Source organism: Neisseria perflava (genome assembly GCF_019334725.1).
Taxonomy (GTDB): domain Bacteria; phylum Pseudomonadota; class Gammaproteobacteria; order Burkholderiales; family Neisseriaceae; genus Neisseria; species Neisseria subflava_A.
Genome location: NZ_CP079818.1, coordinates 566,940 through 582,120, shown reverse-complemented (window position 1 = coordinate 582,120; position 15,181 = coordinate 566,940). Strand labels below are relative to the sequence as shown.

The 15,181-nt window shown below is 49.6% G+C and carries 16 protein-coding genes; 6 read left to right on the top strand and 10 right to left on the bottom strand.

Annotated features, from left to right (window positions below; all coding sequences use genetic code 11):
* Positions 1-11: 11 nt before the first annotated feature.
* The 4 genes from merR to LPB400_RS02940 form a co-directional block, all read right to left on the bottom strand.
* Positions 12-404: an Hg(II)-responsive transcriptional regulator gene (gene merR, locus LPB400_RS02955; RefSeq protein WP_001863748.1), complete on the bottom strand. Its 393-nt coding sequence runs from the start codon at positions 402-404 to the stop codon at positions 12-14.
* Between the two features lie 197 nt (positions 405-601).
* Positions 602-883, bottom strand: coding sequence for a helix-turn-helix domain-containing protein (locus LPB400_RS02950; RefSeq protein ID WP_070459603.1), 282 nt, complete (start codon positions 881-883; stop codon positions 602-604).
* A gap of 125 nt (positions 884-1,008) precedes the next feature.
* Positions 1,009-3,624 (bottom strand): bifunctional acetaldehyde-CoA/alcohol dehydrogenase, encoded by a 2,616-nt coding sequence (gene adhE, locus LPB400_RS02945; protein ID WP_070459607.1) that lies wholly within the window; start codon positions 3,622-3,624, stop codon positions 1,009-1,011.
* A 317-nt stretch (positions 3,625-3,941) separates the two neighbouring features.
* A complete protein-coding gene (locus tag LPB400_RS02940; protein ID WP_107792144.1) occupies positions 3,942-5,261 on the bottom strand; it encodes an MFS transporter in 1,320 nt (439 codons plus the stop codon).
* 364 nt (positions 5,262-5,625) lie between these two features.
* On the opposite strand from LPB400_RS02940, the gene LPB400_RS02935 reads away from it, so the two are divergent.
* Together LPB400_RS02935 and LPB400_RS02930 are read left to right on the top strand one after the other, a co-directional pair.
* Positions 5,626-6,999, top strand: coding sequence for a Na+/H+ antiporter family protein (locus LPB400_RS02935; protein WP_107792145.1), 1,374 nt, complete (start codon positions 5,626-5,628; stop codon positions 6,997-6,999).
* A 1-nt stretch (position 7,000) separates the two neighbouring features.
* A complete protein-coding gene (locus LPB400_RS02930) occupies positions 7,001-7,228 on the top strand; it encodes a SlyX family protein (protein WP_070814707.1) in 228 nt (75 codons plus the stop codon).
* A 102-nt stretch (positions 7,229-7,330) separates the two neighbouring features.
* On the opposite strand, the gene lysA is transcribed toward LPB400_RS02930, so the two are convergent.
* Complete coding sequence (gene lysA / locus LPB400_RS02925) at positions 7,331-8,551, bottom strand: diaminopimelate decarboxylase (protein ID WP_107792146.1); 1,221 nt, start codon at positions 8,549-8,551, stop codon at positions 7,331-7,333.
* 16 nt (positions 8,552-8,567) lie between these two features.
* A complete protein-coding gene (gene lptM, locus LPB400_RS02920; protein ID WP_003684659.1) occupies positions 8,568-8,759 on the bottom strand; it encodes an LPS translocon maturation chaperone LptM in 192 nt (63 codons plus the stop codon).
* Positions 8,760-8,809: 50 nt separating this feature from the next.
* Here lptM and cyaY point away from each other — a divergent pair, with 50 nt between their 5' ends.
* The 3 genes from cyaY to LPB400_RS02905 all read left to right on the top strand — a co-directional run bounded on the left by cyaY (position 8,810) and on the right by LPB400_RS02905 (position 11,195).
* Complete coding sequence (gene cyaY, locus LPB400_RS02915) at positions 8,810-9,133, top strand: iron donor protein CyaY (RefSeq protein WP_049344554.1); 324 nt, start codon at positions 8,810-8,812, stop codon at positions 9,131-9,133.
* Positions 9,134-9,187: 54 nt separating this feature from the next.
* Positions 9,188-9,694, top strand: a complete 507-nt coding sequence (luxS, locus tag LPB400_RS02910) for an S-ribosylhomocysteine lyase (protein ID WP_107792147.1) — start codon at positions 9,188-9,190, stop codon at positions 9,692-9,694.
* Positions 9,695-9,878: 184 nt separating this feature from the next.
* Entirely contained in the window at positions 9,879-11,195 is a 1,317-nt protein-coding gene (locus LPB400_RS02905) for a hypothetical protein (protein ID WP_219089329.1), read from the top strand.
* Between the two features lie 112 nt (positions 11,196-11,307).
* Here the strand turns inward: LPB400_RS02905 and LPB400_RS02900 are convergent, their stop codons facing one another.
* From LPB400_RS02900 to LPB400_RS02885, 4 genes are all read right to left on the bottom strand, one after another.
* Positions 11,308-11,997 carry a hypothetical protein gene (locus tag LPB400_RS02900; RefSeq protein ID WP_107810573.1) on the bottom strand — a complete coding sequence of 230 codons (690 nt, stop codon included), beginning with the start codon at positions 11,995-11,997 and terminating at the stop codon, positions 11,308-11,310.
* A complete protein-coding gene (locus LPB400_RS02895; protein ID WP_219089668.1) occupies positions 11,979-13,037 on the bottom strand; it encodes a beta-ketoacyl synthase N-terminal-like domain-containing protein in 1,059 nt (352 codons plus the stop codon). Before LPB400_RS02895 ends, LPB400_RS02900 begins: the two co-directional genes overlap by 19 nt.
* Positions 13,034-13,324 carry an acyl carrier protein gene (locus tag LPB400_RS02890; protein ID WP_003748215.1) on the bottom strand — a complete coding sequence of 97 codons (291 nt, stop codon included), beginning with the start codon at positions 13,322-13,324 and terminating at the stop codon, positions 13,034-13,036. Before LPB400_RS02890 ends, LPB400_RS02895 begins: the two co-directional genes overlap by 4 nt.
* A gap of 83 nt (positions 13,325-13,407) precedes the next feature.
* Positions 13,408-14,133: a 16S rRNA (uracil(1498)-N(3))-methyltransferase gene (locus LPB400_RS02885; RefSeq protein ID WP_107792151.1), complete on the bottom strand. Its 726-nt coding sequence runs from the start codon at positions 14,131-14,133 to the stop codon at positions 13,408-13,410.
* Between the two features lie 164 nt (positions 14,134-14,297).
* On the opposite strand from LPB400_RS02885, the gene LPB400_RS02880 reads away from it, so the two are divergent.
* A complete protein-coding gene (locus tag LPB400_RS02880) occupies positions 14,298-15,086 on the top strand; it encodes an inositol monophosphatase family protein (RefSeq protein WP_003684681.1) in 789 nt (262 codons plus the stop codon).
* Positions 15,087-15,181 lie beyond the last annotated feature (95 nt).

Below are 15,181 nucleotides of genomic sequence, written 5' to 3'. Positions count from 1 at the left end.
TAATTAATCTCTCATGTTAATGTTTCTATTATTGGACACGAATGTAATTGCTTTTCATCTGGACATCGTTGTTTTAAGTCGTCTAACATAGTTTCAATTCGTTTTAAATCCTCTATTTGTTTTTGCACTTCCTTTTGTTTTTTAGAAACAAATTCGAACATATCTTGACAACGAACTTCATCTTTATCTACAACACCAAGTAATTTATAAATCTCGCTTAAAGAGAAACCAAGTTCCTGTATTCGTTTAATAAACCCAACACGCTTAACGTCATCATATGAATATATCCGATAACCAGCTTCCGTTCGGTGAGGTTCTTGTAATAAATTTTTTCGCTCGTAATATCTGATCGTTTCTTTATTAACTCCACATTTATCTGCAAACTCACTAATGCGATAAATCATCTTATTTCACCCCCTGAATATTATAAACCATGTACCATAGTACACGGTCAAGTAAATTGGACTATTTTATTTTTTTCCCAAAGTATCACTCGTATGTGATTGATACTTTTATATAATACTATTGATTATCCTAACATCCCACCAGAAAATCCGATTTAAACACCAGTTGTTTTTAAACTATTAAGAAAGTAATTCCACTATATATTCCGAAGACCCAAAAAACCATACGAATCAGTTAGATTCATTATCACAGTTCCCGTCATTAACATAGCCCTTAAAAGTTCAGGCAAAGAAATATCTAATGCGCTAGCCAAACGAATAAGATTTAATAGGGCGGGGTTACGCTCTCCACGTTCTATCATTCCGATATAAGTCCGGTACATATTCACTTTTTCAGCCAATGCTTCCTGACTTAAATCCTGGAGTTGTCTTAAATAACGAACATGTTTGCCAAATTGTTTTAAAATTTCTGATTTCATGATGACTATTCTTAATGTTTGCAAATTAAATTCCACATACAATAAGTATCAACTTTAGTTCTAATACAAAAGGCCGTCTGAAACCCTATATTCAGGTTTCAGACGGCCTTTTTAACTGCCCGATTTTATTCGCCGTAGTAGGCTTTGGTCAGGATTTCTTCCATATCGGCCACCATGGCGAGGCGTGGGTTGGCCGGGGTGCATTGGTCTTCAAAAGACATCATGGCCAGCTCTTTTCTGCCGTCGAGGAAGGTTTTCTCATCGATGCCCTGCTCTTTCAACGACATTTTGATGCCGACGTTGACCGCCAGTTCGTGGCAGGCGCGGGCGAAGGATTCGACACCTTCTACCGGTGTGCTGCATGGCAAGCCTAAAGTACGGGCGATTTCTTGATATTTCAGGTCGGCTTTGTAGTAGTTGTACTTCGGCCAAGTGGCGGTTTTCTGCGGACGCGTACCGTTGTAGCGGATGACGTGCGGCAGCAGGATGGCGTTGGCACGACCGTGCGGAACGTGATATTTGCCGCCGATTTTGTGTGCCATCGAGTGGTTGATACCCAAGAACGCATTGGCAAACGCCATGCCTGCGATGGTGGAGGCATTGTGCATATGCTCGCGCGCTTCGGGATCAGCCGCACCGTGTTTGTAGGAGCGTTCGAGGTATTGGAACACGAGCTTGATGGCTTGCAGGGCGAGGCCGTCTGTAAAATCGTTCGCCAGTACGGAAACGTATGCTTCTACGGCGTGAGTCAGTACGTCCAAACCGGTGTCGGCGGTTACGCCTGCCGGAACGGTCATGGTAAACGCAGGATCGACAATCGAAATGGTCGGTGTCAGCGAGTAGTCGGCAATCGGATATTTTTTGTCGCCATCGCTGATGACGGTAAACGGTGTCACTTCGGAGCCTGTGCCCGATGTGGTAGGGATGCCGATAAATTTGGCTTTGCGGCCCAATTCAGGGAAGCGGAACGCGCGTTTTCGGATGTCCATGAATTTTTGCACCAAGTCTTCAAAATCGACTTGCGGCTGCTCGTAGAAGAGCCACATGGCTTTAGCCGCGTCCATCGGCGAGCCGCCGCCCAGCGCGATAATGGTGTCGGGCTGGAAGCTGCGCATCAAATCCGTGCCTTTATAGACGGTTTGGACGCTCGGATCGGCTTCAACATCGGTAAACAGCTGGATGGTCACTTTGTTTTTGCGTTGATGCAGTTGGTGGGTGATTTTATCGACAAAGCCCAGATCAACCATCGAACGGTCGGTCACAATCATGACTTTTTCGCAGTCTTTCATGTCTTGCAGATATTGGATGGAATCTCGTTCAAAATAGATTTTGGCGGGCACTTTGAACCATTGCATGTTGTTTCTCCGACGGCCTACTTTTTTGATGTTTAACAGATTGACTGCGCTGACGTTGCCGCCGACGGCGTTTTTACCGTAAGAGCCGCAACCGAGGGTCAGAGAAGGCAGGAAGGCGTTGTACACGTCGCCGATGCCGCCGAAGGTGGAAGGCGAATTCCAAATCACGCGTAGGGCTTTGACGCGGGAGCCGAACGTTTTGACCAATTCTTCGTTAGCGGTATGGATGGCGGCGGAGTGTCCCAAGCCGTCAAAGGCAACCATTTCTTCGGCGAACTTCAAACCTTGTTCGGTCGAATCCGCCTTAATCATGGCCAAAACAGGCGAAAGTTTTTCGCGGGTCAGCGGCTCGTTCGGGCCGACTTCTCGGCATTCGGCGATGATGATGTTGGTTTTTTCAGGTACTTTAAACCCGGCCTGCTCAGCAATCCATGTTGCCGGTTTGCCCACTACCGCAGAATTGAGTTTCGCACCGCCGCAGCTGACGCAATTCGCCGTTACGCCGAAGATAAACTCTTCAAGCATGGCTTTTTCTTTTTTGTTGGCAAAGTACACGCCGTAGGATTTGAATTCTTCGGCCAACTCTTTGTAAATCTCTTTATCGGCAATCACCGCTTGCTCGCTGGCGCACACCATGCCGTTGTCGAAAGATTTCGACATCACAATATCGTGTGCTACCTGTTTGATGTCCGCCGTTTTTTCAACATAAGCAGGTACGTTGCCCGCCCCGACGCCGAGCGCAGGTTTGCCGCAAGAATACGCGGCTTCCACCATCGCATTGCCGCCTGTCGCCAAAATCGTTGCCACGCCCGGATGCTTCATCAGCGCGGAAGTGCCTTCCATAGACGGCTTTTCAATCCACTGGATACAGTTTTCCGGCGCACCGGCCGCAATCGCCGCATCGCGCACGATACGCGCTGCATGGGCGGAACACTGCTGGGCGGACGGATGGAACGAGAAAATAATCGGATTGCGGGTTTTCAGCGCAATCAAGGATTTGAAAATGGTGGTGGAGGTCGGATTGGTGGTCGGCACGATACCGCAAACCACGCCGACCGGATCGGCAATTTCAGTAATACCGGTTACATCGTTTTCGCTGATGACGCCTACGGTTTTCAAATCGCGCAGGCGGCGCACGACGTTTTCGCAGGCAAACAGGTTTTTCGTCGCCTTATCTTCAAACACGCCGCGTCCCGTTTCTTCCACCGCGTGCATGGCGAGCACACCATGTTTGTCCAGCGCGGCGATAGAGGCTTTGGCCACAATAAAGTCAATCTGCTCCTGATCGAGCTTAAGAAACTCGTCCAATGCCCGTAAACCCTTGTCAACCAGGCTGTTTACCTCGGCTACGGCTGGGCTGACGACGTTGTCGGCTGATGCGTTCATGGTGTATCTCCTTAATAAAAGGTGGCAATAAGGTCAATAAATTTTCACTACGATAACTATAGGTAATTTAGTTACATTTTGCTTTGACCTACATCACAAACCATGATTGAACTTTTCAGACGGCCATTTTATCGTTTATTCATTTTAATTCTTTGAAGTATAATATTTTTATCTACGCAAAAACAAAGACGGTTATTCTTCGTCGCTTTCCTCGATAATTAAGATAAAAACAGAAAATCGATGTATTAAAATTACAAACGTAAATGAAAAAGGCCGTCTGAAAATATTTTTCAGACGGCCTTTTTCATGTCTATCTTTTATTGGCTGATGTCTTCCAGCGTACGGCCTTTGGTTTCTTCACCCAATACCAAGATTACCGCCACAATCAGCAGCATAACCAGCGCGAACATCATAAAGATATTGCCGAAGCCGCCGCTGTTGCCCACCATCGCCGCCACCACTATGGGCGCGAGTATGCCGCCGATGCGGCCGATGGCGCCTGCCCAGCCGGATGCGAAAGCACGGAAGCGCAAGGGGTAGAGCTCAGGGGTGTAGGTGTACAAAACGCCCCATGCGCCCAAGTTGAAGAAGGACATCAGGCTGCCCCAAATCATGACTTCGGCAGCAGTGGTGCTTTGCCCGAAAAACCATGCGCACACGGCGCACGCGGCCAAAAAGCCTGCCAGCGTTGCTTTGCGGCCGATTCTTTCCACCAAAGCCGCGGCGGCAATATAGCCGGGCAGTTGCGCAACAATCATTACCAGCACATATTCAAAGGTTTTGACCACGGTATTGCCCTGCTCGACCAGCAGTTTGGGCAACCAAGTAAAAATGCCGTAATACGAAAACACGATGCCGAACCAAACCAGCCACATCATCAGCGTACGCCGTGCAAACGGATGTTGCCAAAGTTGGAAGAAGCGGATGCGTTCGCGCGGGGCAGCCGGTGCAGCAACGGCTTCTGTCGGCGGCGTGATGCCCGATTGAATTTCCAGCGCGGATACCAAACGGTGCGCTTCATCGGTTTTGCCGCGGGAAAGCAGGTAAGGCACGGATTCAGGAACGAATTTCAACACCAACGGCACATAAAACAGGGGCAAGGCGCCGAATAAAAACGCGCTGTGCCAGCCGGTCTGCGGAATAAAGAAATAAGACACCAGCGCGGCCGAGAGCCAGCCCAAGCCCCAAAAGCTTTCCAGCAATACAATAAAACGGCCGCGTACTTTCGGCGGTGCATATTCGCTGACCAGCGACACGGCGACGGGCAGTTGGCCGCCCAAGCCGACGCCGACAAAAAAGCGGCACACCAACAAAACCGTCAAATCAGGCGCAATTGCGCACAAACCTGTGGCAATGCTGTACACCACCATCGTGCCGGCAAAAACGGTTTTCCGTCCGAACCTGTCCGCCAGCCAGCCGCTGAATACCGCACCCAGAGCCATGCCGACAAAGGCAATGCTGACAATCCAACCCAACTGCGCCGGAGCCAACGCCCAATCTTTGCCCAAAGCCGGCAATACAAACGACACCAAGCCTGTATCCATGGCATCAAACAGCCAACCTATGCCGACCAAAACCAGAAGTTTGTAATGAAAGCGGGAGGGCGGCAGATTGTGCAGCCGCGTCAGAATATCCATCACTTCTTTCCTTTGTTTGTGTATGATTGAATTGGGTTTTAGCAATAAATGCTTTAATTTCAGTGACAAACCTAAAACCGAAACATTGTGTCGATTTTAACATTGGTACCCTATGCAAAGAATAGGAAGCGCGTGTTTTTTGGCTATTTTTGAATATATTCATCTCGGCGATAAACCGCATACCATATTAAAACATGAAACAAGAAATCACTTCAGGCCGTCTGAAAGCCGATTATTTGGTTTTCAGACGGCCTGCCGTTTTTTGCAAAGGCTTCCTGCTTGGGTTATGATGTTTATTTGTAATATGTAAACAGACGATTGCCTGTTTTTACATAACAGGCCGTCTGAAACAACGGAGAACGATATGAATGCGGTTGTAATTGCGGTCATCATCATGCTGGCGCTGTCTTTATCGCGCGTGCATGTGGTGCTCAGCTTGGCTGTCGGCGCGTTTGTCGGCGGCTTGGTGGCCGGTATGCCTTTGGAGAATGTAACCAACGCGGCCGGCGATGTGGTGCAGCAAGGGATTATTCCTGTTTTTAACGAAGGCCTGAAAGGCGGGGCGCAAATCGCGCTGTCTTATGCCATGCTCGGCGCATTTGCCATGGCCATCACGCATTCCGGCCTGCCGCAACAGCTCGCCGGCGTGATTATCCGCAAGCTCAACGGCGGCGAAGGCAATGCGAAAGGCGAAGGCGCGGTCAAATGGATGCTGCTGGCGATTATTTTGTGCATGGGCGTGATGAGCCAAAACGTTGTGCCGATTCATATTGCGTTTATCCCGATGATTATTCCGCCGCTGCTGTTGGTGTTCAACCGTTTGAAACTCGACCGCCGCTTGGTGGCCTGCGTGATTACGTTTGGCTTGGTAACGACTTATATGTTCCTGCCTTACGGTTTCGGCGCCATCTTCTTGAACGACATCATGTTGGGCAATATCCGCTCGGCAGGCATGGACACCGGCGGCATCAATGTAATGCACGCAATGGCGATTCCGGCTTTGGGCATGGTGTCCGGTTTGCTGCTGGCCTTTTTGCACTACCGCAAGCCGCGTATTTATCAAAACAACGCCGCCGATATGGAAGACAACCGTGAAGCGGTGCAGCAGCAAGAGCCGTCAACCTATCGCAGCTTGGTGGCGGCCGTGGCGATTGCCGTGTGTTTTGCCATTCAGCTTTTGTATGAAAACTCGTTGGTATTGGGCGCGATGTTGGGCTTTGCCGTGTTTATGATGTTGGGCGTGATGAACCGTTCCGCCGCCAGTGATGTGTTCGGCGAAGGCATCAAAATGATGGCGATGGTCGGCTTTATTATGATTGCGGCACAAGGTTTCGCCGCCGTCATGAACGCGACCGGCGACATTCAGCCTTTGGTCGAACGCAGCATGGCTTTGTTCGGAAGCAATAAAGGCATGGCCGCCTTTACCATGCTGTTTGTCGGCCTGCTGGTAACCATGGGCATCGGCTCGTCTTTCTCCACTTTGCCGATTATTACCGCGATTTATGTGCCTTTGTGCATCAGCTTGGGCTTCTCCCCAATGGCTACCGTGGCCATTGTCGGCACGGCAGGCGCGCTGGGCGATGCCGGCTCCCCCGCTTCCGACTCAACGCTCGGCCCGACCATGGGTTTGAACGCCGACGGTCAGCACGACCACATCCGCGATTCGGTTATCCCAACCTTTATCCACTACAATATCCCGCTGATGGTTGCAGGCTGGATTGCCGCGATGGTGCTGTAATATGAGCAATATTCAGGAATTGGAACACCGCGTCACCGAGCTGGAAATTCAGACGGCCTTGCAGGAAGATTTAATCGGCAGCCTGAACGACACCATCGCCAAGATGCAGCAGGCTTTGGATTTGCAACAAGGCCAGTTGCGGCTTCTGTATCAACGGATGCAGGACAAAGGCGCAAACGGCGAACGCGAACCGTACAGCCTGCGCGACGAGATTCCGCCGCATTATTGATAAACTGAAAAAGGGCGTGTTTGATACATGCCCTTTTCTTTCATTACAAAGGCCGTCTGAAAGTCAATCAAGCTTTCAGACGGCCTTTTAAACAATCAAACCTTACAAACAAGCCAATTCGTTGGCCATTTGCTGCTCGACGGTTTCACGTTGGCGGATAAGTTTACATTCGTTGCCGTTAACCAATACTTCCGCCGCGCGGTTGCGCGTGTTGTAGTTGCTCGCCATGCTTGAGCCATACGCACCGGCGCTGCGGATAAGCAGCAAATCCCCTTCTTCACAGGCGATGGTGCGGTCTTTGCCAAGAAAGTCGCCGGTTTCGCAAATCGGGCCGACGATATTGGCCGTCAGAGGCTCAATGTCTTTGGTTTCGACCGCTTCGATGTGATGATAGGCATCATAAAGCGCCGGACGCATCAAATCGTTCATCGCCGCATCGACCATCACAAAGTTTTTCTCTTCGCCATGTTTGACGAATTCGACGCGCGTCAACAACGCACCTGCATTTCCGACCAAGCTGCGGCCGGGCTCAAGAACCAGTTTCAGACGGCGTGTACCCATCAGTTTTTGAACGGCTTGGGCATACGCGCCCAAATCAGGCACATTTTCATCTTGATAAACAATGCCGACACCACCGCCCAAGTCCAAGTGTTCTAACACAATGCCTTCAGCTACCAGTTGGTCAACCAAGGCCAAGATACGTTCGCAGGCTTCGACAAGCGGGCTGAGGTCGGTCAGTTGCGAGCCGATATGGCAGTCGATACCGACAATTTTCAAATGGCTTTGTCGGGAAGCATGACGATAAGCCTCAAGCGCATCGGCATAGGCAATACCGAATTTGTTGGCTTTCAGGCCGGTGGAGATATAAGGATGAGTTTTAGCGTCGACATCAGGGTTGACACGCAGGGAAACCGGAGCGACTTTACCCAAACGCGCGGCAACCTTTTGAATACGGTCGATTTCGGGAATGCTTTCCATATTGAAGCATTTCACGCCTGCATTCAGCGCAAACTCGATTTCTGCCTCACTCTTGCCCACACCGGAAAAAATCGTTTTCACCGCATCGCCGCCTGCCGCCAAAACACGCGCCAACTCGCCGCCGGACACAATGTCAAAACCGCTCCCCAAAGAAGCAAAGTGCTTGATGATGCTCAGGTTGCCATTCGCTTTCACTGCGTAGCAGACAAGCGGATTTAAAGCGGCAAACGCGGTTTGGTAGTTTTCAAACGCCTCGGTCAGCGCAGATTTGCTGTACACATAAAGCGGCGTACCAAACTCTTCGGCAAGGTGTGTATAAGGGAGTTGTTCGCAGAATAAGGTCATGTTTGTGAAGTCTTTTTTAATCGTTGGTTTGAGTGGTCGGTTCTTTGGCCGTATCGAATTTCAAGCCGGTTTGAATCACGCCGAAGCGCGCCTTGTCGCCTTCTTTTGGCAGGTAGAGGTCGCCTTTGTAGCCGCAGGCAGAGAGCAGCAGAGCTGTTGCCGCTGCAAAAAATACGCCGTATTTCATCAGTAAAACTTTCTTCATCATTACGAATGTGGCAAGATTCGGTATCTTAAACAAAAACCACACAAAAAGCCATGATGACCGAAAGCGAATTCATCCGCCTGAGCGAAGAATTGTTTGAACACATTGAAGATCAAATCGATGAAAACGGCTGGGATTTCGACTGCCAGTTTGCCGGAAACGTGCTGACCATCGAAGCTGAAGACGGCACGCAAATCATCGTCAACCGCCACACGCCCAACCAAGAATTGTGGATTGCCGCCAAAAGCGGCGGCTACCATTTCGCCGAGCAAAACGGCAAATGGCTGGCAACACGCGACGGACGGGATTTCTACGATGTTTTGAACGAAGCACTGAGCGAGGCTTCGGGCGAAGCAGTTGAGATTGCGGAATTGTGATTCAGTCTTCAAATATCCCTAGCTAAAAATCTATTTATCTCAAAGGACACCCAAATGCCCCTACTAGACAGTTTCAAAGTCGACCACACCCGTATGCACGCCCCTGCCGTACGCGTGGCAAAAACCATGACCACGCCCAAAGGCGACACCATTACCGTGTTTGACCTGCGTTTCTGCATTCCCAACAAAGAAATCCTGCCTGAAAAAGGCATTCATACGCTGGAGCACCTGTTCGCAGGCTTTATGCGCGACCACTTAAACGGCAACGGCGTTGAAATCATCGACATTTCCCCGATGGGCTGCCGTACCGGTTTCTATATGAGCCTCATCGGCACGCCCGACGAGCAAAAAGTGGCCGACGCATGGCTCGCTTCAATGCAGGATGTTTTGACCGTTCAAGACCAAAGCAAAATCCCCGAGTTGAACGAATACCAATGCGGTACTTACCTGATGCACTCGCTTGCCGAAGCACACGAAATCGCCCAAAACGTTTTGGCACGCAAAGTCGCCGTCAATAAAAACGAAGAGCTGACATTGGACGAAAGCCTGTTGACCGCTTAATACTCAATGACAGCAAAGGCCGTCTGAAACTTTATATGACAAGTTTCAGACGGCCTAAGACCTTTTATTCCAATTTTCAACCTTTCAGCCACAGTTTTACACCGCCTAAAAATAAGTTGGCGGATGCTGACAGTGTACATAGTATAATTACACTTTAAACAAACAATCTGATTCTATTGCTTTTATGAAACCGTTTTTCTGCAAAACCGCCATTGCCCTCAGCCTGACCCTCCCCGCCGCCGCCAACGCTGCCGAGTATGTCTGCAATGTTGAAGGCATCACTGTTTATACCTCACACCAGATCAACAATACCTGCCGCGTTACCGATTCGTACAGCCTAGTAGAAACAAATGTATCTCAAACAAACACTGAGCAGCTAAATTTGAATTCGACTCTTACAGAACAACAAACAGATCCGAAATTGGTTGGAACACAGAACATTTTCAATAAAACAGAAGTAACAAACCAAAAAACTACTAGATCAACGGCTGATCACTATGTTCCTGTTATAGAGACACAAACGGCAATAGCTCCTGTTGAAACCAAGCAATATCCCGTTAATACTTTCGCCATATTCAATACCACACCTGTTGTTCAAATATACCCCTCTGCACCTATCACTCAGGCACAAACTACCCCTCAGGAAAGTCATAGATCGGATAGCTTTTTCTCTCCTCATACTGAGCAGATATCTACCCAAACTCTCGCCGCCCTGAACGTGCACACTGACCAAGCTACCACCACCCAATTCCTGAATCATTCTCTAGATTTGGAGCCATTGGACAACAAGACAGCAAAAAGTACAACAGCCGAAGAACCGGCCAAAACTGAAGTTACACACACAGAACAAACTGTTTCCAAAACATCGATAAACCGCACAACCAATATTAAAAAAACAGTAACCAAACCACTTAACGCTGAAAACTCTTCTGCATCGTCCGACAAAACCAATATATTAACAGGATCTACAACCGAGATTTTCGCACTGACAGACTCGGTCAAGCCGACCGAACCCATACCAGCGGCAGCAGCAATTCCAACGAAGCCTACCAAAACCCCATTGCCCAAAGCATATGGACCAACCACTGATGCACTCTTCAACGATAAAGATGTCGATAACGACATCAAAATTCTGCTAAATGGTCCGAGCGGTGGCGTTACCAATACTGCCGAAGCTGCTAATCCGCGTCTGAATATCCTCCTACGCAACAGCATACAGAAACGCCAGGCCAAGCAAAATAGCCAGCAAGACATCCGCCGCAAAGCACCGATTCGTACCATTCCTGCAACCATTGCTGCACCACAACCCAAACCTAAAGAAACACGTAAACAGGTATTACAAGGTGAAATTCGCAACGAACAAACCGCTATTATCCGCCTTCAAACCCAGCTGAATGCGGCCAAACAAAAAGGCGATCAGATTAAAATCCAACAGCTGACCCGTACCATCAACGACCGCAAAGCAAATATCCGCGCTATTCAAGACGAGATGTCTCGTTGATTGGTTTTTGATACAAAAAGGCCGTCTGAAAATATTTTCAGACGGCCTTTTTAATGGTGCAAACCTTATTTATTCAAAAAACAAATACTTTCTCTAAAATCATTTTCCCCCATCACGCCAAAGTATATTTCTTCACATCCCTACCCTCGTGCGCCATTACTACTTCTAGCCAATCGGCGATATTTTGCCAATAATATTGCGGCTTTTCAGACGGCCTATCAGTCTGAGTACCTTCATCATTCAACACAACGGGAACACCCTGCTCTGTACCGGCTTCAAGCAAAATCCAGATACTGCCTTCATAGGTATCGGCACGGACTGCTTGATGTTCATATGCCCAACCAACCGCAGCTTGTCCGCCATTTTGCAAAGACTGCATCGCCAGAGATAATGGATGAAAGCAGGTATCTACATTGTTGTCGGCAGTAACGACCAAAGTTGCACCATGCGTTCCTAACGCTCGCGCGGCATGAAAAACGGGAGCATTGTGTAGGTTGGCAATAAAGTCAAACGGCATCGCGGCGTGATGGTTCAGCACATTGTCTGCCATTTTTTCAAATACGGATGGCGAAGAAAACGGCGTACCGAGAAAAACAGCGCAATCAGGACAGATTTCGCATTGCTCTTTCAGTTGCCCTGCACCAAGCGCGGCAATCAAACTCAAACGGCTGAGGCGGCGGGTATCTATACCGCTTTGCTGCTTTAAGGTTTGTTTGAGGATTTTACCGCCGGTGCCAGCGTCAGTATCAAAACGCACAGCGGCGGTAATATGGATATTAGGATTTACGGTTGCCATTGCCATACCAAAGATGTGTTGCTGCCGCCAAAACCAAACTGATTGGCCAAACAGAAAAAGCCGCCTTTTTGTGAAGCTGCACATTCGGAAAAACAAATTTTCCGCCCCTGATAATCGTTGCTTCCGCCTTGTTTTAAAGCGGATAAAAGCAGGGCTGTTTCAAGGGCTGCCGTGGCGCCAAGCGTGTGTCCAATTTGCGGTTTGAACGCCATCAAAGGCGGCAGTGTACCGAATATATTTTCCAGTGCGGCCAATTCGGCGGCATCGCTGTCAGCCGTGCCGATGCCGTGTGTTTTAACGGCTGCAATGCTTTCAGGAGCGATGCCTGCAACATCCAAAGCTCGACGCATCACCTGCTCTTGCGCTTGGCCATCGCTTTGAATCAGGTCATTGCCTGTATTGGCGGCGTGTCCGATAAGTTTCAGACGGCCTGAAGAAGATTCGGGAGCAGCAGAAGATAAGGCAAGCGCGGCAACACCTTCGCCTAAAATCAAACCGTTTCCGCCAAAAGGCTGATAGTGTTCGGCCAGCAAACCCAAGCTGTGAAAATGCAGCAAAGTCAGCCGGTTGAGGTTTTCAATGCCAAGCACAAAGGCACGCTCCGCCCCGCCGCGCAAGCAGTTATCCGCCTGAATCAGCGCATGGGCGGATGAAGTGCAGGCAGTAGCGAAACTGAAAATCTGCCGATTGCCGCTGCGCCGGCGCAAATCTTCGGCGAGATAAAGCAGATTATGTTCCTCTACCACCCTATTGCCTGCAAAATGACGGTTTTCATATTCGGAGATGGAATAGGAACTGGAACCGATAAACACCGGCGCATCATGCCAGCTTTCAGACGGCCAGCCTGCATTTTCGGCGGCTCGGCGCAAATGTTGTTCGGCAATATCCGCAAATTCCTTCCGCCCCAAACTGTCGCCGGCGAATGCACGAAAATAAGCAGCCTGCTGCGGCTGGTTTAAAAACGTATAAGACACCGCATCAGGCCATCTGAAATCCGTTTGCGGATTCAAGGCAGAAGTGGCCGCCGTACCGCAAACCCAACTCACGCGCCATGCTCCGCACGGATAAACGCCGCCAAATCGCGTACGCACATCATATGTTTGCGCACCATACGGTCGCCCTGCAGGCGCACTTGGAAATACTGTTGCAAGGCAACGCTGATTTGCAGCGCATCAAGCGAATCCAAACCGACCGGACTGTCATCGCCAAACAAAAGTGCATCGTCGGTGAAATCATCCATATCCACATCGTCGGCCTTATCGGCCTCTTGCACGATTAGCTTTTTCAATTCCGCTTCCAGCTCGTGCTCGGCCAGCGTAAAGGTGTAAGACATTTTTTAAACTCCCATTTTTATCTCATGAAGCAACAGCTTATTTTAGCGAAACTCGCTACGCTCGTTTTCAGACGGCCTGAACTTTATGCAAAATCGCCCCAAAGCGTCTGCATGGCGGCAATGGCCGCAAGTGAGGCGGTTTCGGTACGCAACACCCGTTTGCCAAGCGTAACGGATTGAAAACCGGCATCAAATGCCTGCTGCTCTTCCTTCTCCGTCCAGCCGCCTTCCGGGCCGACCATAAACACGACCTTACCGGATTGCGGCCGAACATCGCTCAGTTTTTGTGCGCGGTTCAAGCTCATTAACAGTTTGGTTGTTTCCTGCGGCAACTGCTGCAGAGCCTGTGCATAAGTCGTCAGCGGCAAAACCTTCGGCACAATATTGCGGCCGCTTTGTTCACACGCCGAAACGACGATTTCCTGCCAACGCGCCACCCGCTTTTCAGCGCGTTCGCCGCTCAAGCGGACGACACAGCGTTCGCTGATGACCGGGCGAATTTCTGCCACGCCCAATTCCACGCTTTTCTGCAAAGTGAAATCCATGCGCTCGGCGGCGGATACCGCCTGTACCAATGTAATGTTCAGCGGCGATTCGTTGTCCGTTGCCTCTTCACGCAAAATCCGCACGCTGGCGCGGCGTTTTTCCAAAACTTCGGGCAAAGCCGGATATGCCTTGCCATTGCCGTTGAACAACACGATTTCTTCCGTGTTTTTCACGCGCAATACATTCAGATGGCGAACCACATTATCGGGCAATTCGACCACGCTGTCGGGGCTTAAGGCAAAATCAACATAAAATCGGGGCATGGTTTCCTGCTTTATTCATGTATATAATTTGAACTTTCGTGAACGAAGTTGAAACACGGCGACATACTCTTGCCTGCCTGATTTCGATTTCATCCACTATAATTTGAAAACTTCCCGAATTTTAATCCACTGTCACGCAAAACTGCAAAAAACAAGGATACGCTGTGCTATACCGTTTACAGAAAGTCGTCCGTCACATCGCCCAAACCGAAGTCATGCCGCGTTTTCTGAACACGCCGTCACGACGTAAAGAAGACGGCTCGGTTTTGAGTGAAGCAGATTTGGCCGCACAAACCGCTTTTGCCGCCGCCCTGCCCTTATTGGAGGATTGTCCGATGTTGGGCGAGGAGATGAGCGTTCAGGAGCAAACCCGTTTGTGGAACGAACATTCAGACGGCCTGTGGATTGTCGACCCTATCGACGGCACAAACAACTTCGTCAACGGTTTGCCGCATTTTGCCGTATCCGTCGCGCTGGTTAAAAACGGCCACGCCGAATTGGGCGTAATTTACAATCCGGTCAGTGGAGAATGTTTCTACGCCGAACGCGGCAAAGGCGCATTCCTCAACGGCACGCCGCTGCCGCTGCGTTCGGAAAACAAAAAACTCAACGAATCCATTGCCGGCGTGGAAATCAAATACCTGCGTTCGGGCAAACTCGCCAGCCGCATGAATACCCTTGCCCCATTCGGCACAATCCGCAGCATGGGCAGCAGCACGCTTGATTGGTGCTACCTTGCCAGCGGCCGCTACGATATTTACATCCACGGCGGGCAAAAGCTGTGGGACTACGCTGCCGGCGCATTGATTTTTGAAGAAGCCGGCGGCTGCCTGACTACTTTGGAGGGCGACGATTTTTGGAGCGGCGAACATGTATTTAAGCGTTCCGTCATCGCCGCATTGCAACCCGAGCTGTTTCAGCAATGGGTGAAATGGATTCGAGAAAATCAGTAAAAATACCGTTTATCTTCAAAAAATCACGATTATCTTGCAACTTATTGAAATTATTTCACTTCTTAACAGCATTTAATACTAAAAACGGTAGAATA

Coding starts and splice junctions, on each gene's coding strand:
- adhE (WP_070459607.1), bottom strand. CDS start 3,624: ATGAACGCATCAGCCGACAACGTCGTCAGCCCAGCCGTAGCCGAGGTA.
- LPB400_RS02930 (WP_070814707.1), top strand. CDS start 7,001: ATGAGCAATATTCAGGAATTGGAACACCGCGTCACCGAGCTGGAAATT.
- LPB400_RS02885 (WP_107792151.1), bottom strand. CDS start 14,133: ATGCCCCGATTTTATGTTGATTTTGCCTTAAGCCCCGACAGCGTGGTC.
- LPB400_RS02950 (WP_070459603.1), bottom strand. CDS start 883: ATGAAATCAGAAATTTTAAAACAATTTGGCAAACATGTTCGTTATTTA.
- LPB400_RS02935 (WP_107792145.1), top strand. CDS start 5,626: ATGAATGCGGTTGTAATTGCGGTCATCATCATGCTGGCGCTGTCTTTA.
- LPB400_RS02940 (WP_107792144.1), bottom strand. CDS start 5,261: ATGGATATTCTGACGCGGCTGCACAATCTGCCGCCCTCCCGCTTTCAT.
- cyaY (WP_049344554.1), top strand. CDS start 8,810: ATGATGACCGAAAGCGAATTCATCCGCCTGAGCGAAGAATTGTTTGAA.
- lptM (WP_003684659.1), bottom strand. CDS start 8,759: ATGATGAAGAAAGTTTTACTGATGAAATACGGCGTATTTTTTGCAGCG.
- LPB400_RS02905 (WP_219089329.1), top strand. CDS start 9,879: ATGAAACCGTTTTTCTGCAAAACCGCCATTGCCCTCAGCCTGACCCTC.
- LPB400_RS02890 (WP_003748215.1), bottom strand. CDS start 13,324: ATGTCTTACACCTTTACGCTGGCCGAGCACGAGCTGGAAGCGGAATTG.
- merR (WP_001863748.1), bottom strand. CDS start 404: ATGATTTATCGCATTAGTGAGTTTGCAGATAAATGTGGAGTTAATAAA.
- LPB400_RS02900 (WP_107810573.1), bottom strand. CDS start 11,997: ATGGCAATGGCAACCGTAAATCCTAATATCCATATTACCGCCGCTGTG.
- lysA (WP_107792146.1), bottom strand. CDS start 8,551: ATGACCTTATTCTGCGAACAACTCCCTTATACACACCTTGCCGAAGAG.
- luxS (WP_107792147.1), top strand. CDS start 9,188: ATGCCCCTACTAGACAGTTTCAAAGTCGACCACACCCGTATGCACGCC.